The organism is Mesonia algae, assembly GCF_003253545.1.
Taxonomy (GTDB): domain Bacteria; phylum Bacteroidota; class Bacteroidia; order Flavobacteriales; family Flavobacteriaceae; genus Mesonia; species Mesonia algae.
The window spans coordinates 55,352-76,178 of the sequence record NZ_QKYV01000004.1 but is presented as its reverse complement, the minus strand read 5'-3'; the positions used below and the strand labels follow the sequence as shown (position 1 = coordinate 76,178).

General features: G+C 33.7%; 21 protein-coding genes. 17 read left to right on the top strand and 4 right to left on the bottom strand.

The features are described 5' to 3' along the window. The first annotated feature begins 25 nt into the window (after positions 1-25). The 8 genes from LX95_RS07740 (at position 26) to LX95_RS07705 (ending at position 8,941) form a co-directional block, all read left to right on the top strand. Positions 26-1,417, top strand: coding sequence for a tetratricopeptide repeat protein (locus LX95_RS07740; RefSeq protein WP_111540879.1), 1,392 nt, complete (start codon positions 26-28; stop codon positions 1,415-1,417). Between the two features lie 74 nt (positions 1,418-1,491). Beyond that, positions 1,492-2,436 (top strand): DUF368 domain-containing protein, encoded by a 945-nt coding sequence (locus LX95_RS07735; protein WP_111540878.1) that lies wholly within the window; start codon positions 1,492-1,494, stop codon positions 2,434-2,436. Further along, complete coding sequence (locus LX95_RS07730; RefSeq protein WP_111540877.1) at positions 2,414-3,436, top strand: DUF368 domain-containing protein; 1,023 nt, start codon at positions 2,414-2,416, stop codon at positions 3,434-3,436. The genes LX95_RS07735 and LX95_RS07730 overlap by 23 nt, the downstream gene beginning before the upstream one ends. Beyond that, positions 3,433-4,161 carry a shikimate dehydrogenase family protein gene (locus LX95_RS07725; RefSeq protein ID WP_111540876.1) on the top strand — a complete coding sequence of 243 codons (729 nt, stop codon included), beginning with the start codon at positions 3,433-3,435 and terminating at the stop codon, positions 4,159-4,161. Before LX95_RS07730 ends, LX95_RS07725 begins: the two co-directional genes overlap by 4 nt. Before the next feature lie 94 nt (positions 4,162-4,255). Then, positions 4,256-6,226 (top strand): DUF349 domain-containing protein, encoded by a 1,971-nt coding sequence (locus LX95_RS07720; RefSeq protein WP_111540875.1) that lies wholly within the window; start codon positions 4,256-4,258, stop codon positions 6,224-6,226. A gap of 37 nt (positions 6,227-6,263) precedes the next feature. Further along, entirely contained in the window at positions 6,264-7,136 is an 873-nt protein-coding gene (locus LX95_RS07715; RefSeq protein WP_111540874.1) for a DUF808 domain-containing protein, read from the top strand. A 244-nt stretch (positions 7,137-7,380) separates the two neighbouring features. After that, positions 7,381-8,388, top strand: coding sequence for a phosphotransferase (locus tag LX95_RS07710; RefSeq protein WP_111540873.1), 1,008 nt, complete (start codon positions 7,381-7,383; stop codon positions 8,386-8,388). 187 nt (positions 8,389-8,575) lie between these two features. Then, on the top strand, positions 8,576-8,941 hold the full coding sequence (locus LX95_RS07705; RefSeq protein ID WP_111540872.1) for a hypothetical protein: 366 nt from the start codon (positions 8,576-8,578) through the stop codon (positions 8,939-8,941). A 62-nt stretch (positions 8,942-9,003) separates the two neighbouring features. Here LX95_RS07705 and LX95_RS07700 read toward each other — a convergent pair whose 3' ends face one another. Together LX95_RS07700 and LX95_RS14745 are read right to left on the bottom strand one after the other, a co-directional pair. After that, positions 9,004-9,303, bottom strand: a complete 300-nt coding sequence (locus tag LX95_RS07700; protein WP_111540871.1) for a hypothetical protein — start codon at positions 9,301-9,303, stop codon at positions 9,004-9,006. After that, positions 9,303-10,139 (bottom strand): 5' nucleotidase, NT5C type, encoded by an 837-nt coding sequence (locus LX95_RS14745; RefSeq protein ID WP_245924739.1) that lies wholly within the window; start codon positions 10,137-10,139, stop codon positions 9,303-9,305. Before LX95_RS14745 ends, LX95_RS07700 begins: the two co-directional genes overlap by 1 nt. Positions 10,140-10,251: 112 nt before the next feature. Here LX95_RS14745 and LX95_RS07690 point away from each other — a divergent pair, with 112 nt between their 5' ends. Continuing rightward, entirely contained in the window at positions 10,252-11,196 is a 945-nt protein-coding gene (locus tag LX95_RS07690; protein WP_111540870.1) for a helix-turn-helix transcriptional regulator, read from the top strand. 10 nt (positions 11,197-11,206) lie between these two features. Next, positions 11,207-12,052, top strand: a complete 846-nt coding sequence (locus LX95_RS14830; RefSeq protein WP_111540869.1) for a YqiA/YcfP family alpha/beta fold hydrolase — start codon at positions 11,207-11,209, stop codon at positions 12,050-12,052. Here the strand turns inward: LX95_RS14830 and LX95_RS07680 are convergent, their stop codons facing one another. Further along, on the bottom strand, positions 12,053-12,712 hold the full coding sequence (locus LX95_RS07680; RefSeq protein ID WP_111540868.1) for a class I SAM-dependent methyltransferase: 660 nt from the start codon (positions 12,710-12,712) through the stop codon (positions 12,053-12,055). A 690-nt stretch (positions 12,713-13,402) separates the two neighbouring features. Here LX95_RS07680 and LX95_RS07675 point away from each other — a divergent pair. The 6 genes from LX95_RS07675 to LX95_RS07650 all read left to right on the top strand — a co-directional run bounded on the left by LX95_RS07675 (position 13,403) and on the right by LX95_RS07650 (position 18,298). Beyond that, positions 13,403-14,233, top strand: a complete 831-nt coding sequence (locus tag LX95_RS07675) for a helix-turn-helix domain-containing protein (protein ID WP_111540867.1) — start codon at positions 13,403-13,405, stop codon at positions 14,231-14,233. Between the two features lie 75 nt (positions 14,234-14,308). Continuing rightward, on the top strand, positions 14,309-14,911 hold the full coding sequence (locus LX95_RS07670) for a DUF417 family protein (protein ID WP_111540866.1): 603 nt from the start codon (positions 14,309-14,311) through the stop codon (positions 14,909-14,911). 116 nt (positions 14,912-15,027) lie between these two features. Continuing rightward, on the top strand, positions 15,028-16,170 hold the full coding sequence (locus LX95_RS07665; RefSeq protein ID WP_111540865.1) for an Atu1372/SO_1960 family protein: 1,143 nt from the start codon (positions 15,028-15,030) through the stop codon (positions 16,168-16,170). A 262-nt stretch (positions 16,171-16,432) separates the two neighbouring features. Then, positions 16,433-17,302: a helix-turn-helix domain-containing protein gene (locus LX95_RS07660; protein ID WP_111540864.1), complete on the top strand. Its 870-nt coding sequence runs from the start codon at positions 16,433-16,435 to the stop codon at positions 17,300-17,302. A 60-nt stretch (positions 17,303-17,362) separates the two neighbouring features. Then, positions 17,363-17,896 carry a carboxymuconolactone decarboxylase family protein gene (locus tag LX95_RS07655; protein WP_111540863.1) on the top strand — a complete coding sequence of 178 codons (534 nt, stop codon included), beginning with the start codon at positions 17,363-17,365 and terminating at the stop codon, positions 17,894-17,896. Positions 17,897-17,905: 9 nt separating this feature from the next. Then, positions 17,906-18,298, top strand: coding sequence for a DoxX family protein (locus tag LX95_RS07650; protein WP_111540862.1), 393 nt, complete (start codon positions 17,906-17,908; stop codon positions 18,296-18,298). A gap of 632 nt (positions 18,299-18,930) precedes the next feature. Here LX95_RS07650 and LX95_RS14800 read toward each other — a convergent pair. Beyond that, on the bottom strand, positions 18,931-19,059 hold the full coding sequence (locus LX95_RS14800; protein ID WP_262509665.1) for a hypothetical protein: 129 nt from the start codon (positions 19,057-19,059) through the stop codon (positions 18,931-18,933). Positions 19,060-20,552: 1,493 nt separating this feature from the next. Between LX95_RS14800 and LX95_RS07645 the strand changes: the two genes are divergently transcribed. Further along, the gene (locus tag LX95_RS07645; RefSeq protein ID WP_111540861.1) at positions 20,553-20,816 is read left to right on the top strand and encodes a DUF6520 family protein; all 264 of its coding nucleotides are present in this window, start codon (positions 20,553-20,555) and stop codon (positions 20,814-20,816) included. Positions 20,817-20,827 lie beyond the last annotated feature (11 nt).

Here is a 20,827-nt window from a genome sequence, read left to right as displayed (position 1 = left end):
ATGTAGATATAGTAAACATTCGTGTATGCAGTTAAGTCAAAACGAAGAACACCATTTTTCTCTTTCAAAGTTTGAGTCGATGCTCAAAACAAATGATATTTTGTTTTTTGATGCCGACGAATTTGGATCTATTATTTTTCATTATTTAGAAGTGGGGAAAATTGCATTGGCAAAAAAAGCAGTACGCTTAGGTTTAGAGCAACACCCTAACTCTATTCACTTACTTCTATTTAAGGTTGAAATTTACATTTTCGAAAACAAATTAGAAGAAGCCGATTTTATTTTAAATAGCTTACATAAAATTGAACCTTCTAACGAAGAGATCTATATACAAAAAGCTAATATTTTATCTAAAAAAGATGCGCATCAAGAGGCCATTCAAATGCTAGAAATAGCCTTAGAAAACACCACAGATGCCGCCGATGTATATTCACTTTTAGCCATGGAATATATGTTTTTGGAAGATTACGAAAATGCCAAAAAGAATTTCATGGAGTGTCTCGCTATAGATCAAGAAGATTATAGCGCGCTATACAATATCATCTATTGTTTTGATATGCTAGAGGAAAGCAAGGAGTCTATTAAATACCTTCTTTCTTTCATTGAGCAAAATCCATATTGTGAAGTAGCTTGGCATCAAATAGGGAAACAATATTTCGATCTAAAAAAATACGAAAAAGCTTTAGATGCTTTTGAATACGCCATTATATCTGACGAACTTTTTATTGGTGCTTACCTTGAGAAAGGTAAAGTTTTTGAAAAATTAGGAAAGTATAAGGAGGCCATACAAAACTATCAAATAACGCTAGAGTTGGATGACCCAACCGCCTTTGCTTATTTACGCATTGGTAAATGTTATGAGAAGTTAGAGGTTGAAGATTTGGCGATTCATTATTACAAAAAGGCAACGCATGAAGATCCGTTGTTAGATAAAGCTTGGATTGCGATCACCGATTTTCATTACCGCAAACTCAATTTCCAAAAAGCTTTATACTACATCAACAAAGCCATTCAAATCGATGAAGAAAATGTGCTTTATTGGAAACGCTTTGCTAAGATCAATAAAAAACTCAATTTTATTGAAGAAGCAGAAAAAGGCCTAAAGAAAAGTTTAGAACTAGGAAACTATGAATTAGAAACTTGGGTAACTCGCTGCGATCTCCTTATTAATTTAGGAGAATATGAAACGGCGATAGAAACCATGTTTCAAGCCATAGAATTTTATCCAGATACCGCAGAAATTGAATACCGTTTATCTGGTTTACATTTTACCATCAATGAGGGTGAAAAAGGCTACCATCACCTCAAAAATGGATTAGAAATCGATGAGGAGTATGTGATGGTTATAGAATACCTATTTCCTAATATCTTTGACCGTCCTAGCATTCAAAGCCTTATTAATAAGTATAAAGCTTAATCAATTGTCGCATTAAAATTAGTCCCTTCTTTTCTATTTTAGTATTTTTACTTTTATAGAATCGAATCAATTTCATGGGTAGAAAAATTAAAGACTATTTCACTATAGGACTAAAAGGCATGGCTATGGGAGCCGCAGATACTGTCCCAGGTGTTTCTGGAGGAACCATCGCCTTTATATCAGGTATTTATGAAGAGTTAATCACCACCATTGGTAATGTAGATTACGCTCTAGTAACGGAATGGAAAAACAAAGGTTTTGCAGCCTTTTGGGAAAAATTAAACGGCGGTTTTATCGTAGCGCTTTTAACGGGTGTATTAATTAGCGTATTTACCTTTATGCGCTTAGCGAGCTACCTATTAGAGCATCATCCTATTCTTATATGGTCTTTCTTTTTTGGCTTGGTAATCGCCAGTATATGGTTTGTCGCCAAACAAATTACACAATGGAAAATCGCTAATTTTATAGGCTTAATACTAGGAGCTATTCTTGCTTTTTATATCACCACCTTACCTGTTGGCGCCTCTAATGATAGCTATATGTATTTATTTATGTCGGGGGCTATTGCGGTTTGTGCTATGATTTTACCCGGTATTAGTGGAGCTTTTATTTTAGTGCTTTTAGGCGCTTACGAAACTATCACCAAAGCAGTTCACGACTTCGATTTAAAAAAAGTAGCTGTAGTTGGCTTGGGAGCTATTACAGGTTTGTTATTATTTTCTAAAGTCTTAAAATGGCTTTTTCAGCATTATAAAAATTTAACCTTAGCCGTCCTTACCGGATTTATTGCGGGTTCCTTAAATAAAATTTGGCCGTGGAAGCACGTGTTAGAAACCAAAATGTTTGGTGATAAAGAAAAAATAATCAACGAAGAGTCGGTTCTCCCTTGGAATTTCAATGGAGAATCTTATTTACTATATGCTGGATTATTAATGTTAGCAGGCTTTTTATTGATTATCATATTAGAAAAAGTAGCCGAAGAAAAACCAGAAGGGAATGCAGCAAACCCGAACGTTTAGCGATAAATTATTTTTAGTACTTAAAGGCCTTGCCATGGGAGCTGCCAACAAAGTTCCTGGGGTATCTGGGGGCGTGGTTGCTTTTGTAGCTGGTTTTTATGAAGAATTTATTCATTCGCTACAACGCATCAATTACCGCTCCTTTCAATTTTTGATCAAAGGAAAATTTAAAGAATTTTATCATTACATCAACGGGAAATTCTTAGGACTTTTGGTGTTGGGTATGGTCATTAGCTATTTTAGTGTTTCTAAAATTTTAGACTATCTAATTGTTCATTATGAACTCTATGTTTGGTCCACTTTCTTCGGGATGATTTTAGGTTCTATTTATTATATCGCTAAAGATTTTAACCTTAGGTCTTCTAAAAACCTTCTGTTTATTCTTGTCGGAATGCTGGCTGGGATTGGTATTAGCTTGTTAGAACCTGCTACCGAAAATGATAACCTTTGGTTTGTATTTATTTGTGGCATTATTGGTGTTTCGGGGATGACGCTACCAGGACTCTCGGGATCTTTTATCCTTATCCTTATTGGTAATTATGTTTTGTTATTAGTAGACTCGGTGAATGCGCTTTTTGATACCTTAACCGATTTGATGAAATTAGATTTTTCATTTACCAATAATCAAGAAAGAGTAAGGTTATTGCAAGTACTCACTAGTTTTACCGCAGGTTCTGTGGTAGGTTTAGTCACCTTATCTCACGTTTTAGGCTATGTCCTCAATCATTACAAAAACATCACCTATGCTATTATTATTGGTTTTATTACAGGGTCTTTAGGAGTCGTTTGGCCTTGGAAAGAGAAAATTTTTAAAACTAATTATAGCGGTAAATTTCTAACCGATGCCAATGGCAATCGCATTCTCGATAATTACGACCGTTATTTGCCTAGTTTAACGGATTCCCAAACCTATATCGCCTTTATTTTTATTGTAGTAGGTGTTATAGTTGTGATTGGTTTAGAACGTTACGGCAGAATTTCAAAAGAAAAACAAACATGAAAAAATTTGGTTTAATAGGTAAAAATATATCTTACTCCTTTTCTAGAAAATTCTTTCAGGAGAAATTCAATCAGCTTCAAATCGATGCTACGTACGAGAATTTTGATCTTCAACATATAGAAGAATTGAAGTTAGTGCTTCAGAAAAATAAAAGCTTAAACGGACTTAATGTTACTATTCCTTATAAAGAAAGTATTCTCCCTTTTTTAGATGAGTTATCTCCAGAAGCACAGCAAATACAAGCGGTAAATACCATTAAAATCAGCAACAATCAACTTATAGGCTATAATACCGATGCTTTTGGCTTTATGAAATCTCTATTTCCTATACTAGAAAAGCAACATACCCACGCTCTTATTTTAGGCACGGGAGGCGCTTCTAAAGCGGTGGCAAACGCCTTAAAATCTATGGGTATTGAATATCGTTTCGTTTCTAGAAATTCGCAGCAGCAAGATCTCGCTTACGCGGATTTAGATGAGACTATCATTCAAGAACATCAATTAATTATTAATTGTACTCCTGTAGGCACACATCCTAAAGTAAAGGAATCTCCAGCCCTACCCTATCAATTTTTAGAAAGCAGTCATCTTCTTTATGATCTTGTTTACAATCCACCTATAACCGAATTTTTAGCCAAAGGAAAAATACGTGGATGTAGTATTTATAATGGAAAAAAAATGTTAGAATATCAAGCCGAAAGAGCTTGGCAAATCTGGAACGAATAACAAGAATTTGCTTCCCTTTATTTTTTCTTGCAGAAACAACTCCTAGTTACTATCTTTCAAACTTGTAATAATATGAACTTAAACATTGAAAGACATGTCTGACAAGGAAACCCGCAACGAAGAAAACGAAGAGCAAAAAATGCAAGCCTCCACCCCACAAGCTAAAGAAAGCGATGAAAAAAATGCCGATTTAGAAGATGCAATGGTAGAAGAGGCCGATAGCGAAAAACTTGCGGAAACCCCTGTAACCTCTGAGGATGACGAACCTCAAGCAAACGACATGCATAAAGAAATGGATGACGCTATCGCCGAAGATAGTGAAGATGAAGATTCGGGGAAAAGACACGATATTGAAATGAAAGACTATCATGCCATGAGCATGAAAGAGTTGATAGGCGAATTAAATTCATTAGTAAAAAATGAAAAAATTCAAGCCATAAAAGATCATGTAGAAGAAATCAAAACCGAATTTAATGCGAAGTTTGAGGAAGAAATGGAGCAAAAGAAGGAAGATTTCTTGGAAGAAGGAGGTAATATTATAGATTTTCACTACTCTACTCCTGTAAAAAAAGAATTCAATTCTGCTTACTTCGATTATAAAGAAAAACGTAATCAGCACTACCAAGAGTTAAAGCAAAATTTAAACGAGAATTTAAAGCGTAGACTTGCCATCATTGAAGAATTAAAAGGAATGGTGGGCGCTGGAGCCGACATGAATGCTAACTTTAAAGAATTTAAAGAACTGCAAGACCGTTGGAAAAAAGCAGGTCCTATTCCTAGAGATCAATACAATACGGTTTGGAACAATTATCACCACCACGTAGAGCATTTTTATGATTTCTTACACCTAGATAGAGAGTTTAGAGACATGGACTTTAAACACAATCTAGAGCAAAAATTAAAAATGATCGCTAGAGCGGAAGAGTTGGCACAAGAAACCAACATCAATAGAGCCTTTAGAGAACTACAAATGCTTCATAAAATGTGGAAAGAAGATGTAGGCCCAGTTGAAAAACAATACAGAGAAGACATTTGGGAGAAATTTAGCGAAGCGACCAAAAAAATACACGAAAATAGACAAGCACATTTCGCAGAACTAGATCAAGAAAAAGAAAAAAATCTAGAAGTAAAAAAAGAGCTGATCAGTCAGATTAAAGAAATTGCAGATTTAGAAATTGAATCTCACAACCACGCGCAGCAACGTATTAAGAAAATAGAGGCTTTACGTGAGAAATTTTTTAAGGCAGGAAAAGTGCCTAGAAATGTGAATGAAGAAACTTGGTCGAGTTTTAAACAAACGGTAAGAGAATTTAACCGTAAAAAGAACGCTTATTATAAAGACCTTAAAAAAGAACAATATCAAAATTTAGAAAAGAAATTGAACCTTGTTGAAATTGCTGAAGATAATAAGGACAATAATGATATGGAGGCTACTACACCTATTATGAAAAAGGTTCAAAGCGAATGGAGAAAAATAGGTCACGTTCCTAGAAAAGACAGCGATAAGATTTGGAAACGCTTTAAAAAAGCTTGTAACCATTATTTTGATCGTTTGCATACCAAACAAGACGAAGAAAACAAAGAAGGTATCGAAGCATTTGAGAAGAAAAAACAAATGTTAGAAGAGGTAAAAGAACTTCAATTACCAAAAGACCACAAGGAAGCTTTAGCTATTATTAAAACAAAGATATCTGAGTGGAAAGAATTAGGTCGAGTACCTTATAAGATGAAGTATATTGAAGGAAAGTTTAATAAAACATTAGACCATTTGTTCAATGACCTCGATATGAGTAAAAAGGAATCTGAAATGCTGAAATACGAAAATCGTTTACAAGCTTTAGATGATGCCGATGATACCGAGAAAATAAGAAAAGAACAATTTTTTATTCGCAAGAGAATAGATGAAACCAATGCAGAAATAAGACAGTTAGAAAACAACATGCAGTTTTTCTCTAATGCCGATGAGTCTAATCCTTTATTTAAAGAAGTATTAAAGAATATAGAACGTCATAAGCAAGACTTGGAAACTTGGAAAGCGAAATTAAAAAAGTTAAAAGCTCTATAGTTTCTTTCTTTTAAACTTCAATTTTCAACCCTAATTTATGGCTTCAGGAATTTTTGCAATTTTAGATGATATCGCTGCACTCATGGATGATGTAGCGGTGATGAGTAAAGTAGCTGCCAAAAAAACAGCAGGAATTTTAGGAGATGACCTAGCGGTAAATGCCGAAAAAGCATCGGGATTTGTTTCGTCTAGAGAAATTCCTGTACTCTGGGCGATTACCAAAGGTTCTCTATTAAATAAGCTTATCATTCTGCCCATTGCCTTTTTGTTGAGTGCCTTCCTTCCCGTGGCCATTACGATTATTTTGTTACTAGGTGGTTTGTATTTAGGTTTTGAAGGAGCCGAGAAAATTTATCATTTTTTTGTTCCGCATCAGCATTCTAAAAAAGAAGAATTAAAAGAAGCCAAAACTCAAGAAGAGATCCTTGCCGTTGAAAAAGAGCGGGTAAAATCGGCTATAGTCACCGATTTTATTCTTTCAGTAGAAATTGTAATCATCGCATTAGGAACAGTAGTGCAAGAAGAAATTACGACACAAATCTTAGTGGTTAGTATCATCGCCCTTATTGCAACGGTGGGCGTTTATGGTATTGTAGCTCTAATTATTAGAATGGATGAAGCAGGTTATTACCTTATCAAGAAAAGTGAAGGTGAAAAAAGCTTTAAAAAGAAACTCGGAGAAATTTTAGTCGCTGCATTACCTAAAGTGATCAAAAGTCTTAGTGTTATTGGTACCATTGCTCTTATTTTGGTAGCAGGAGGAATTTTTGTACATAATGTAGAGTATATACATCATCTTATTCCAGAAGCTATTCCCTCTATATTGGGAGAGTTTATTGTAGGTTTAATCGCTGGTTTTGCTTGCTTATTGTTGGTGAAATTATTTATGAAAATAAAAAAGAGTTTTTAAAAAATCTGATTCGAAGTTAAGCGATACTTATACATTACTATCAATTAAAAGATAAGTTACCTGGATATTATCATATAGCTTTTTCAGGCTTTTTTTCAGCATACCAAAGGTTATAAAGTTACGCCTTATTTCTTTTCGATACTTTAATTACCAATTAGAAATCGACACTTTATAAATTTAAATGGAGAAATCGTGAAGTTTTTTCTAAGTTAAATTTTCTACCAAAGTCAATTTAATACTAACCATGAATACATTTCCTGTACAAGCTTCGACTTTATCAGCCTTAGAATTAGGTAATTTTCTAAAAGAAAAATATCATCTCAATGAAGACTATCAATGCAAACTATTTAGAACAGGCTTAAATCATACCTATTTTCTCGAATATGAGAACAAAAAATTTGTTGCCAGAGTATATTGTCATAATTGGAGAACTAAAAATGAAATTAAAGAAGAGTTACAGCTTTTAAAGCTACTTAAAGATCAGGGGCTTGGAGTCTCTTATGGGATAGCCGATAAAAACGGAGCGTATATACAAGAAATTGAAGCTCCAGAAGGTCTACGTTATATTACACTTTTTTCATTTGCTAAAGGAAAAAAAATACGTTCTATGTCGAATAAAACATGTGTCGCTATAGGATCTGTGATGGCCAAAATGCACCAAATCACTATAAATAAAAGAATTGATAGAGTACAATATAATTCTGAAATATTAATTAATACATCTTATGAAAACTTAAAGCTTTATTTTACTGAAGATCTGCCTGTAATGAAATTGTTAAAGAAAATAGGAAATGAACTTACAAAAACTTTAGCTCAAATACCTGAAACATCTTTCCCAAATGGTATCGTTCATCTTGATATTTGGTATGATAATTTAAACATAAATGATGAAAACGAAATCACCTTATTTGATTTTGATAACTGCGGAAACGGAGTGTTAATTTTAGACGTTGCCTATTTCTGTATTCAATTATTCTTTATAGAAAATAATAAAGAAGTATATGAATTAAAATTAGATCACTTTTTAAAAGGCTACAATAAAAAAAGAGAACTTTATTCTGATGAGATAAATCTCATTCCATCATACGCCGCATCTATTTTTATTTTTTATTTGGGGGTACAAGCAAAAAGATTTGATTGGTCAAATATATTCCTAACAGAGAACTATTTAAATATGTTTGTGGGAAGAATAAACACTTGGTTAGAATATTATAAAACTAAAGAATTAAACTGTATTAAACAACCTCAATAGGGTCAAACCATCTTGTTTTAAAGGATAAGTCAATAAAAACCCGCTCTATGAATAAGAATTTTCTTGCCACATTATTAATTTCTCTTCTAGTTTCCCACTTAAGTTTAGCACAAAAAATCAGATTACGAAAACCCGTAAAGAGTTTACATATTTAATCATCATTTTTGTATAAATAATTGTAAACGCTATGATAAAGACCTTACTCATACTATGCTTCGCGATAAGTGGTTTTTTCGTAAATGCCCAATCCTGTGAAGAATATATTGAACTTGTAAAATCTAAAGACTATGGGACAACCTACACTAGTTATACAAGTACTGCAATATCTAAAGTAACATTTTACGATATAATGATAGATTATAAAACCTATTATTTCGCTATCGTTTGCTTTAAAAAAGAATACGCATATACTTGTAACGAATATATTTACTTAGTCAGTTCGAACACCAAAATGAACTACTCTCTAAATTATATGAAGAGTGCGGGAAAAGCTTTTTGGAAGTATATACACCCTTACAATCAAAATCTTGGTTGTGCCCCAAATTTTGAGTAAAAATACAATCTTGTGTAATGATACCCATAGCGTTCCTCACCCTTAAATCCATTTAATATTTTTCAAGACCATAAATAGGTCCGTATTTGGATTAGTCGCAAGAGCATTTCGGTGTCTTCTTGTTGTTGCTCCTCTTCTTCAAGATCTTGATGCGCTAGCTTTCGCTGATTCCACCAAGCTGATAAATCATCAATCTCTTTCTTTATCTGTTGTTGCTTCACAGAAACCTCCCAATCAGTAAGGTGCATTTCCTCTTGCACAAATCGCTCCAATAAGCTAAAACAAGCATAAAGCATCATCGTATCTATTTCTTCCCAATCGACGTTTAAACCTGTAAGCTCTATTAAATTTCCTGGACGCATTATATTAAATTTTTCATATAAGTGATGACGTCATTCCAATGATCAAATCCCGCGCCATTTTCAGCAAAATGAATATGTTTTCCTTTAAATTGATCTACTCCCCTAGCGGTACGATCATCAATAATAAAATCGCCTTTCAATAAGTTTTTATGATGACTTAAAATTAAACGTTTCCAAGCTACTTTGGGCAAATAGCGTTGTACCCAAAGCAATTTATCTTGCCAAGCAGAAGGATTTTCCCATGGTGCCGTAGAGAGAATATACACATCAAAATGTTTACTTAGCCACTTAAAACCTTCAACCGCGCCTTCATTAGGTTCCATCAAAGCAAAAATCCCAGGCACCTCATCCAAATCATCAGGACCATAGGTTTTTATATCTTCAGCTGAAATTTTCTCGATACCCGATTGAAAGTTCACCAAGACATTATCCATATCTACATACACAATTTGTTTACGTCCACTTTTCCTTATGTCAATTAACTCTTTATAATTTTTAGTCTGTCGCACTACCTCCTCACAGAATTTCTGAGCAGAATCATCACTAGCATAGCCCGCTTCATTTAACTCGCTCACGCCAAATGCTTTCCTCTTCAGGTTGATACGTTCTGTATACTCTACACTCATAGGATTTTTCCCCATAGCCCGATCCTTGGCATCGGCACCAGAATCTAACATAAAATCGGTTTCTTCTCCAAATAAGATAGCCTTTAAAGCCTGGACCTGTGCTTCAAAAGAACTAGATTTTTTTTGGATCTCCTTTAGCGCTTTTAATTCCCTTTCCGTAAAGTGATCTGAATAATTTTTAAAAATTTGTCCGATAGATAAATGTTTCATACAAAGCCGTTAAGTTAATACTCGTTGTTGATAGTCCTACAAATCTAAAATTTATGTCCGTCAAAACATGTCGAACTAGAATTATTCTTTTATTTTTAAGCATCGTCACTATATGGCGGACTTACTTTCTAATTTTGAACCTATGTCTAATTATTCCATTTCAAGAAGAATTCAATTTGTGATCCAGTATATTCACGATCAGCATTATGCGTCTAAAGATCAGATTTTATCCTTTTTAGAGCAAAAAGAATTTTATATCTCGTCACGGACATTAGAGCGTGATTTTGAAAAAATTAAAGCCGATTTCGGAATCGAACTTAGCTATTGCAAATCGCATAGAGGTTATTTTATAGATAAAGATAAAAGTGTAAAAGTAGAGTCTTTTTTTAAGTTTTTAGAACTGGTTACTTTAGCGGATGTGTTTAGCGATGGCTTACAAAACAATCATAAAATTTTAGAATATGTAATTTTTGATGATTCCAGTCAATTAAAAGGCGTTGAAAACCTACACCCTATTTTACTAGCCATCAAACAAGAGCGAGAGCTAGAATTCACCCATTATAACTTTCATAAAGACACCTATAAAACAAAACTAATTACTCCTATTATCTTAAAAGAATACCTCAACCGGTGGTATGTAATTGGTGTCCCTAAAGGCGAAGAAGAAATTAGAACCTATGGCATTGAACGCATTACGTATATTAAATTGGGAGAACTCAGTACGCTTAAAAAACAAAAATATTACCAACAAACTCAACAGTTTGAGAATATCATCGGATTGATGTTTACGGATCAGCAACCTGAAAAAATTCAACTTAAGGTGACCCATTTACACACCAAATATTTGGAGAGTTTACCCTTGCATTCATCACAGGAAATCCAAACCAGTGAAGAACCTGGTTATTCCTTAGTTTCTTACCGACTTATTCCCAATTATGAGTTTAGTATACAAATATTAAAAATGAGTATTCATGCTGAAGTGATCTCACCGCAATGGTATCGAAAATACATCAAAGAAGAAATAGATAAAATTCAATTAAAATATCAAAACGACTAAGTTATCATCTATGAACATTTTATACTTACACGGACTTTTAGGATCACTCAACCCAGAAAAGAGGAAGGTATTAGAAAAATACGGGACTGTATATGCACCCACGATTCCGTATAAAAGCAAATCAGCTTGTATTGATTGGCTTTACCAAACTTATAAGGAAAAGCAGATAGAAGTCGTCATAGGCAGCAGTATGGGTGGTTTTACCGGCTATTACCTAAGTCGGCTTTTACAAACGCCTGCCTTATTATTTAATCCTGCTTTAGCACATCGTTCGGTGCATCAAGAAATTCCATCTCCACTTCCGACCCATCAACATCCTGTATATTTCACTTTGGGAGCTCAAGATGAAGTAGTAAACCCTAAAGAAACATTGGGATTTATTGCCACGCATTTTCCAGTGACGCAAAATTACCAGCTTCACATTCAGCAAGATTTAGCCCACCGCATTCCGTTACCTACATTTAAGTCGGCCACCACTCATTTTTTCGCGTCGCTATTCAAGGCTCCCTCTTCTCCTAAGAAGTACTTATTTCTAGATGATATTAGAACTGTAGATATGGTATACGAACCTGTCTTTACGGAACATTTTGATGTGGTAAGAAGCTATAAGAAGTTTGTAGAATATATTAAGCGAAACGGACTCCCAGATTTTATTAGTTTTGATAATGACCTGGGATTAGACAACAATGATAGTGTAGCCCCAGATGGTTATGCGGCAGCCAAATGGTTGGTGTATGAATCGGGTTTGGATTTAAAGAATCTACAATTTGCGGTTCATTCTGCCAATCCCGTCGCTGCGGAACAGATTAGAGGGCTGCTTCATAATTATATTAAATTTTTAAAAAGTAAGGAATAATCAAAATACTTGGTAGAGGGTCGTTACTAATTTACCTTTAAAACCTGGAGAGGGAATAGACAACAACTCTTGTTCTGCTTTCACTTTAAAGTAAAAAGGTGCCGCTAACAATTGAACTCCACTTTTCTTATTAAGTCGGATACCCTGTCCAGAAATAATAGCGGCATTAGGCTCAAAATCTTGATCAGGCAAATGTTCGGTAAGAATCACATATTTAAACTGATATAGTTTTTCAACAATTGCTAGAATTTCGGCATTCGATAAATGTTGTAACACCTGCCTTAAAATTACACAATCGCCAGAAGGCAATTCATCTTTAGCAATATCTAGCGCATAAAATTCTAGATGTTTCTGCTGAAATGTCTTCTTATGGTGAGCAATCAAATCGGGAACAATATCGATAGCCTTATAGGTTTTTGCAAAGGCTAGCAGTTGCTTTCCTATATTAAAATCTCCACAGCCCAAATCACAAACTACGGGAGGCGATGTCAGAGTTTTAAAAAACTGAGACACAACGCTAATATAAGGCTCGACCACTTTAGGATGATGCGATCCTAAACCAGAATAAAATTCTGTTTCCCCTCCACCCCAAAGGTTCTCTTCATAAACTTGTATCATCGCCTTTTTGGTAGGCCAAGGTGTTTTTGATTGCTTCTTCATTCTTTTCTCCACTGAAGCGGTAAAGATAAAAGGAATTTCATTACAGTCTTTTCATTTACATATATCAAATAATGCATTGCTTTTTATTTATATCCTTTACTTTTTCCCATCACCGGAAAAAGACCTCTTCGATAGAAGATGCACGAACTCAAATAAAATAGTAAAACGTGAGCTAAACAAACCCGCCCGACCGGTACGGGCAGGAAAGTCTAGCCTCATTAATATTCTTTTCTTTTGCATTGCCCAAAAGAAACAAAAGTCTAGGCTTACGAATCTTACTCTAAATTTATCGTTCGAGGCCTAAATTTTAAGAACTCACTTCGTTCAAACAGCTTAAAATTTTACGCCCTTTTCACTTCAAATTTTACGAGCAATTTTCGATAGGCCACTTCATACTATACTTGAATGTTTAGAGTTACATTGAGTATCTCAAATAATTCTTTTCAACTCTCAACATTTGCTGTCACGCTAAACTTGCACGTATGTCATACTGAACCTGCCTGAATTAAATAATTCATTTAGGCGGGTTTGACTAACTATGTTGAATCTGCAATTTCAGTATCTCATCGTTTTTAACCTTTCTCATTTTTTTATTTTTAATTGGTATTCTATAAATTATGTCTTTTCAACTGAAAGATGTAGCTTAGAAACTTAATTAATTTCAACGTTTTTTTTAAGTTAGAACCTTGTATGCAGCTACATAACCTGTTATCAATACAACATTTAGAAGACAAAAATTTCATTGAAAACTACAATGTTCCTTTATATTCCATATTTTTATTGGACGCAGGAGCACATTATTCTGTTAATTTTGTAAAATATAAAACGGAACGAAAGTCTATTTTATTCCTTTCCCCTTATCAAAATTTAAAATGGCTCTGTCCTACATCCTCACAAATAAAATTACTACAATTTCACGGAGATTTTTATTGTATTGAATATCATAAAAAGGAAGTGGCTTGTAACGGGTTTCTATTTAACAATATCTATTTACAACCTTACATTTCGCTCCATAAAGATAAATTTCAAGAAATATCTCAGCTCATAGATAAAATGGAGAAAGAATTTGAAGTCAATAAACCATTTTCAGAATCTGTTCTTAAATCTTATCTACAGCTTATACTAGCAATTTGTAGCCGTGAAAAGAATGACCAACTAGAAAATCATTTCATACAACAATCTAAGAGTAATGAATTACTTAAATTTCAAGATATATTGGAATTAAATTTTAAAAAAGAACGAAATTCTTCATTTTATGCGAATGAGCTATCCATGTCTCTTTCTTCATTTAGCAAGAAAATAAAATCTCAATTTGGAAAAACTCCCACACAGCTCATTCAAGAACGCGTTATTTTAGAAGCTAAAAAATTATTACACTTAACTTCTAAGACTATAAAAGAAGTTGCTATAGAACTTAATTTTGATGACGAATTTTATTTTAGTCGGTATTTTAAAAAAGAAGTTGGCTTACCTCCAACTCATTTTCGCAAAAAAGTTGGACTTTCAATAATGGCAAAATAATCCATTATACTTCCTTTTTAATCCATCCTTTAGTCCGATAGCAATCTATAATTTTACATTTAAACTTGTATACTTATGGACAAGCTTCTTACCGCATTAGCGAAAGGTCAAAATCATTTCATCAATATGATCCGCATGGCTATTTTTATAGTGATGGTTTGGATTGGAGGTTTAAAAGCATATCAATATGAAGCTGATGGAATCGTTCCTTTTGTAGCTAATAGTCCTTTTATGAGTTTTTTTTATGCGAATGCCAATAAAACGATCATTAATAAAGAGGGGATACCTGTGAAAGCATATACACTTCATAAAAATCCAGAAGGAAAAATGAACGAAAAAAATATAGCCTGGCATAAATTAAACCATACTTACGTATTTTCTCTGGGCTTAGGTAGTATAATTGTCCTTATAGGTTTTTTAACCCTTTTAGGTATTTGGTTTCCAAAAATTGGACTTTGGGGTGGATTACTCACATTTGGCATGTCTATTGTTACCTTAAGTTTTCTTATTACCACTCCCGAAGCTTATGTTCCTAACCTTGGAGGAGATATCCCTACACCTCATTATGGATTTCCCTTTCTATCTGGAGCGGGGAGATTAGTTTTAAAAGATATTATTATGTTGTCAGCAGGCCTGATTATTGCATCAGATGCGGCAAAAAAAATACAATCATCATAGCTTATGAAAACTATTATATGCAATTATCGCAGCATTTTTTAGTTCCGACCATTCATATTTAAAAAATTCTCAACTTATTTAACCCTATTCAGTAATTACCCTCATTTATAAATATTATGAAAAAGCTTTTTAAATCTACAGTTTTACTTTTATCTATCTTATGTATGTCACAACACATTCACGCCCAAGAAACAAAAATTCTCGTTTTAATCCATTCAGATAATGGGGGAACCTATACCCTAGCTCAAGAAGTAGCAAAAGGTATTGAGTCTACTGGTAAAGTCAAAGCTGATATAAAACTAGTAAAGTCATCAAGTAATTCATCTTTAAAAGATATACCTGTCGCAACAGTGGAAGAGTTAACCACTTATAATGGTATTGCTTTTGGATCACCCATATACTTTGGAAATATTAGTACTGCGATGAGTGAGTTTTTATCAAAGACGGTAGACCTATGGAGTAATCATGCTTTAGAAGGCATGCCTGCAACCGTATTCATGTCTGCCGGTAGCGGGGCAGGAAAAGAACTAGCCATACAGTCTTTTTGGAATAGTTTAGCAGTACACGGAATGATTTTAGTACCTAGTGGAATTATGGGGAATGAAAGTATTGATAAAACCGTCCCTCAAGGAAATACCGTTTTGGGAACCACTAGTTTAGCTTCTTTAAAAAATGTAGAAAGACCTACTAAGAGTGAACGTTATCTTGCTAAAATTCAAGGTCAAAACCTTAGTAAAATAGCTTTAGCTTTAAAAGGTACATATCAAAGCTCATTAATAACAAAAGGAGATAATCAAGAAAAAAATATTGATGAAGTACTAAAAGAAAAGAAAATAGAGTTACCGACAGTTCCCCAACCTGCCGGAAGTTATGAGCCTTATGTGAGAACAGGAAATTTAATATTTATAAATCAAGTCGCTTTAAAGAATGGAAAAATCGTAAATCCAGGAAAATTAGGAGTAGATATCAATGAGAAGCAGGTAAATGAAGCTACCAGAGCTACCATTCTTAATGTGTTATCGGTATTAAAAGATGCGGTGGGCGGAGATTTAAATCAAGTAAAAAAATGCGTCCAGCTAACTGGTATTTTCAATACCAAAGCAGATTATACTCAACACGCAGATTTAATGAATGTTGCCTCTAACTTATTGGTCGAAATTTTCGGAGATAAAGGGAAGCACGCAAGAGCTACGTATGGTGCATCATCCATTCCTGTAAATTCTTCGGTAGAGATTCAAGCTATTTTTGAAGTAGAATAATTATCATTACCAAATCAACATTTACAAAATTTTTAATAGTCAATCACCCCCATATTTAATATCGTTTTTTTTCTTTATTAAGATTTAGAGCTTTAATCAAAGGCTCCAAATATTTCTTAACTAGCTTTCACTGTAATGCTAGTTAAGAAATAAAGAAAATTAAACTTACCTTTAGATTATAAATAACCCAAAAGATTTATAAATGATGAACATCAGTCAATTTTAATCTTTAACCATCCTGCCTAACTTAGCATTAAAAAGCATGTACGAGAAAACATTTAGAGGCATAAACAATGAATTTCTTCAACTTCAAGAAATAAAAAATGGAAATTCCATTTCTTTTAACCAAGAACATTTATCGCCATTGATATTTATATGGGTAAAAGGGGAAAAATCAAATATTACATTTGAAGGATCTAAAATTGGAATAGTGAGCAATACAATTCTATGCTTAAATTCATTTGATAAAATTCAATTTACAAATCTTGATAATGCTAGAATCATTAAGTTTAACCGTGAATTTTACTGTGTTTTAGATCACGATAAGGACGTGAGTTGCAAGGGTATATTGTTTTATGGAACCAATCAACTACCCAATTTTCAAATTCCACAAGAAGAAGTTGACAAATTTGAAACACTCTGGAAAATGTTTGAAGTTGAAATGCAATCAAAAGATAAATTACAATTAGAGATGCTTCAGACTATGCTAAAAAGGTTTATTATTTTGTGCACCAGAATGTTTAAAGTACAAAACCAATTAATTAAATTAGACACAGAAGAAATTGACATAGTAAGAGAATTTAATTTTTTGGTCGAGCAGAATTTTAAGACCGTACATAGTGTTAAGGATTATGCTAGTCTTTTAAATAAATCTCCTAAAACGCTTTCAAATTTATTTTCTAAAGTTTCAGAAAAAACACCCTTACAAATAATTCATCAACGAAAATGTATTGAGGCTAAACGTTTTTTAAGATATACAGATAAATCCATTAAAGAGATCGCTTACGAAATAGGTTTTGAGGACATCCATGCGTTTAGTAAGTTTTTTAAAAAGATGGAACATATTAGCCCATCAGACTTTAAAAATACAACTTTGGGAACTATCGCCACATCATCGGGAACAAAAGCCTAATTCCCACCTTTATTCTTATCGGATATTTGCATTATTAAATAACAAATAAAAATTTTAACGATGACAAAATTCACAGTTCCTACCCGAGGAGAAGTATCGGAAAATAATCAAGCTATTTTTGACAACCTTCAAAAAGGATTGGGGTTTGTTCCCAACTTGTATGCTTACTATGCAAAAAATGAAACCGCTTTAGGTGACTATTTGGCGCTGCAAAATAGAAAAAGTACCCTTAGAGCAAAAGAACGCGAAGTAATTAATTTAGTTACCAGTCAAATTAATGACTGTCGTTATTGCCAATCTGCTCATACCGAATTAGGTAAAATGAATGGCTTTACAGATGAACAAATTATTGAGTTACGTAAAGGTACTGCTTCTTTTGATTCTAAATTAGATGCGCTTGCTAAATTCACAGCGTCTGTGGTAGAAAACAGAGGCAATGCTAATGAAAAATCAAAACAAGAATTTTTTGATGCAGGTTACACCGAATCAAACCTTATAGATGTAGTAATTGTAATTGGGGACAAAGTTATTAGTAATTATATCCACAACCTAACGGGGTTTGCCATAGATTTTCCAATAGCACCTAAATTATAAATTAGCACGATGAAATATAGCAATTTAATTATCCGTATAGGTTTTGGTTTGCTCTTTATATGGGGAGGACTTGAAAAATTTTTTGAAGGATTTTTAGGAGGTGTCGGACTTGAAAATATGGCTCACACCTTAAAAAATAGTGGCTTAGGATTTTTAGGAGATAGCGGTACATACGTAGTAAGTTTTCTCTTAGCCCTTTTAGAATTAGTGGCTGGGGTATTGGTTCTTGCTAATCAACAACTTAAATATTCTTATAGTTTCTTAGCCTTTACTATGCTTATGGCCTTAATAATGGTTCATATCCCTTCAGGAAGCTGGATGAACAGTATGATTCATATAGCTTTATTTACTACTTTACTAGGCTTGGCTTTAGAAAATTTTAGCGATAAAAAAGGCAAGTAATGACTGTCTACCACTTTTGAGATAAAAAGCTTATATATTTTTTGTGTTATACCGATTCATAAATAGGTCACTCATATAGGTTTAAGTCTTTTTAAAATTAGTGAACAAGAGATGGATATTTCTAAAACAGACTTGGAAAAACATAGTACAATTCAAATAAAAAAGGGGGTAAATCTAACAAGGATTTTAATTTTCGGGATCCCCTTTAGTTGGGGCAAGAATTTATAAATTTAAATTTTTGCCCTTTTTTTATCTACATTTCAGGTGATTCTATAAGGACTCCAACAAGTTTTAACTTAAATCGGTTTGGAGCAAGAGTCGAAAAATCAATTAGATATTTGCTGTCATACTGAACTCGTTTCAGTATCTCATCCTGTTAAGCATTTCATTTTTGTCATTTCGAGCGGAGTCGAGAAATCTTGCAGTTCAAAATTCAACTCTCTTGTCATTTCGAGCAGAGTCGAGAAATCTTGCAGTTCAAAATTCAACTCTCTTGTCATTTCGAGCCGAGTCGAGAAATCTCATGATTGGTTTTATTTCATAAGCATTCATTTATTGATTGTTCCCTTCTTTTTTGCATTGCCCAAAAAAGAACCAAAAAAGTCTAGACTTATTTTTATTTCCTTGAATTGCTACGAGAATTTCTTATCCTGCGCAAGGGAAACCGTTTCACTAGTCCCTTGCTCCAAAGCCATCGCTGCTAAATTCTCTGCAATTACTACAGAATTAAAAAGAGGTCGTATTTTCCCTACATATGTCATGCTGAGCTTGATTAACTACGTTGAATCTGCGATTTCAGTATCACACCCAGTTTAGCGTCTTATCTTTGTCATTTCGAGCGGAATCGAGAATTCTTATATCTTAAGTCCTACCTCTTATTTTGCATTCTTGCATCTTTCGTAAAAGTTGACCTATCTAAAAATATATTGAAAATCAAGGAAGCAGCGGTGGATAGAAAATGAAAAGTTGTTTGAGACCGACTGATAAGGAGGTTGAGTTCTTTTCATTTGTGGCTGCGGTTTCCGTAGTATTTTCTTATAAATTTTTAGTCAGTCTTGATCTTTTGCTTCGTTTTGTATCAAGATAAAATGAAGAAAGCACGAATCTAATTTCTATCTCACAAATGAAAGCTCAACTTCCATTGGTATTTGATCTTTTTTGCATTGACCAAAAAAGAACCAAACCCGCCCGACCGGTACGGGCAGGAGTCTAGGCTGATTTTAGCCTTCTTGAAAACGACATAAAAGCTTTATCCTGCGTATAGCAATCGCTCCGCTAGGCTATACTCCTCTGCCCAATGCTGCAGCTTTTACTCGTTTTGCTACGAAAACTAAAAGTAGGCCCCTTCATACTATACTTGAATATTTAGAATTAAATTGAGCATTTTCAAAACTCAACGTCATACTGAACCTGCCCCAATTAAATAATTCATTTAGGCGGGTTTGTTTCAGTATCTCATCCAGTCCAGCGTCATGCTGAGCTTGATTAACTACGTTGAATCTGCGATTTCAGTATCACACCCAGTTTAGCGTCTTATCTTTGTCATTTCGAGCAGAGTCGAGAAATATATTTATTACTTCATTATATATTATAAACATTTATTGATGTTCTTTTCTTTTGCATTACCCAAAAGACCTCTTCTTAGAAGATGCACGAAGTCCAGTAAAATAGCAAAGCGTGAGCTAAACAAACCCGCCCGACCGGTACGGGCGGGAGTCTAGGCTGACGAATCTTACTCTAAATTTATCGTTCGAGGTCTAAATTTTAAGAACTCACTTCGTTCAAACAGCTTAAAATTTTACGCCCTTTTCACTTTAAATTTTACGAGTAATTTTCGATATGCCACGTCAAACTATACTTGAAAATTTAGATATAAATTCAGCATTTCACCTTATTAAACCTAAGGTGTAATATGTAATTTTTTTTTATTCTTTTTTGAAGGTTTTCACATACATATACTAAGCTAAAACCTTAGTGTAAAAGCATACCTACTGTTTACCTTAGTATTCTAAATCCGTAACTTATGAATACACAACATGTAAATCACTTTTTAGCTTTATTTTCTCGTCTATAAAAATATCTCAACCTAAAAAATACCTGACAGACAACTCTTTATCCCTTATGAATAAATAATATGGCTGATCTTTATACTGTATTTCAAAGAAAGAAACTATAAGTGTTGCGCAACACGCTAGGGGTAACCGAAAACCTGTAAAAAAGAGTAGGCGTATATATTAATTTAAATTTAGAAATTATGAAAAATAAATTTTTAATTCCTGTGTTAGCGATGATATTCGCAACGGGACTCTCCTTTGCCACGGCAGAGAAGAATAAGCAGGCCGTAGATTATATTCATAACGGCAGCACTTGGATGGCCATTCCAGAAATTAATTGTGGCACACCAGGAGCTAGAGAATGTCAAGTAAGACTTCAAGACGGTACAGTGTACAGCGTCTATGACCTTAATAACTTCGGTTCTCTTAAGAAAACCGCAAGTAAAGTTCCGTTTCAATTGTAAAATTAACCCTT

What these genes read in the sequence shown, in the direction of transcription:
- LX95_RS07660 (WP_111540864.1), top strand. Translation starts at nt 16,433, where the DNA reads ATGTACGAGAAAACATTTAGAGGCATAAACAATGAATTTCTTCAACTT.
- LX95_RS07665 (WP_111540865.1), top strand. Translation starts at nt 15,028, where the DNA reads ATGAAAAAGCTTTTTAAATCTACAGTTTTACTTTTATCTATCTTATGT.
- LX95_RS07730 (WP_111540877.1), top strand. Translation starts at nt 2,414, where the DNA reads ATGCAGCAAACCCGAACGTTTAGCGATAAATTATTTTTAGTACTTAAA.
- LX95_RS07710 (WP_111540873.1), top strand. Translation starts at nt 7,381, where the DNA reads ATGAATACATTTCCTGTACAAGCTTCGACTTTATCAGCCTTAGAATTA.
- LX95_RS07705 (WP_111540872.1), top strand. Translation starts at nt 8,576, where the DNA reads ATGATAAAGACCTTACTCATACTATGCTTCGCGATAAGTGGTTTTTTC.
- LX95_RS07655 (WP_111540863.1), top strand. Translation starts at nt 17,363, where the DNA reads ATGACAAAATTCACAGTTCCTACCCGAGGAGAAGTATCGGAAAATAAT.
- LX95_RS14745 (WP_245924739.1), bottom strand. Translation starts at nt 10,139, where the DNA reads ATGAAACATTTATCTATCGGACAAATTTTTAAAAATTATTCAGATCAC.
- LX95_RS14830 (WP_111540869.1), top strand. Translation starts at nt 11,207, where the DNA reads ATGAACATTTTATACTTACACGGACTTTTAGGATCACTCAACCCAGAA.
- LX95_RS07725 (WP_111540876.1), top strand. Translation starts at nt 3,433, where the DNA reads ATGAAAAAATTTGGTTTAATAGGTAAAAATATATCTTACTCCTTTTCT.
- LX95_RS07645 (WP_111540861.1), top strand. Translation starts at nt 20,553, where the DNA reads ATGAAAAATAAATTTTTAATTCCTGTGTTAGCGATGATATTCGCAACG.
- LX95_RS07690 (WP_111540870.1), top strand. Translation starts at nt 10,252, where the DNA reads ATGGCGGACTTACTTTCTAATTTTGAACCTATGTCTAATTATTCCATT.
- LX95_RS07700 (WP_111540871.1), bottom strand. Translation starts at nt 9,303, where the DNA reads ATGCGTCCAGGAAATTTAATAGAGCTTACAGGTTTAAACGTCGATTGG.
- LX95_RS07740 (WP_111540879.1), top strand. Translation starts at nt 26, where the DNA reads ATGCAGTTAAGTCAAAACGAAGAACACCATTTTTCTCTTTCAAAGTTT.
- LX95_RS07675 (WP_111540867.1), top strand. Translation starts at nt 13,403, where the DNA reads ATGCAGCTACATAACCTGTTATCAATACAACATTTAGAAGACAAAAAT.
- LX95_RS07680 (WP_111540868.1), bottom strand. Translation starts at nt 12,712, where the DNA reads ATGAAGAAGCAATCAAAAACACCTTGGCCTACCAAAAAGGCGATGATA.
- LX95_RS07720 (WP_111540875.1), top strand. Translation starts at nt 4,256, where the DNA reads ATGTCTGACAAGGAAACCCGCAACGAAGAAAACGAAGAGCAAAAAATG.
- LX95_RS14800 (WP_262509665.1), bottom strand. Translation starts at nt 19,059, where the DNA reads ATGACATATGTAGGGAAAATACGACCTCTTTTTAATTCTGTAGTAATT.
- LX95_RS07670 (WP_111540866.1), top strand. Translation starts at nt 14,309, where the DNA reads ATGGACAAGCTTCTTACCGCATTAGCGAAAGGTCAAAATCATTTCATC.
- LX95_RS07735 (WP_111540878.1), top strand. Translation starts at nt 1,492, where the DNA reads ATGGGTAGAAAAATTAAAGACTATTTCACTATAGGACTAAAAGGCATG.
- LX95_RS07715 (WP_111540874.1), top strand. Translation starts at nt 6,264, where the DNA reads ATGGCTTCAGGAATTTTTGCAATTTTAGATGATATCGCTGCACTCATG.
- LX95_RS07650 (WP_111540862.1), top strand. Translation starts at nt 17,906, where the DNA reads ATGAAATATAGCAATTTAATTATCCGTATAGGTTTTGGTTTGCTCTTT.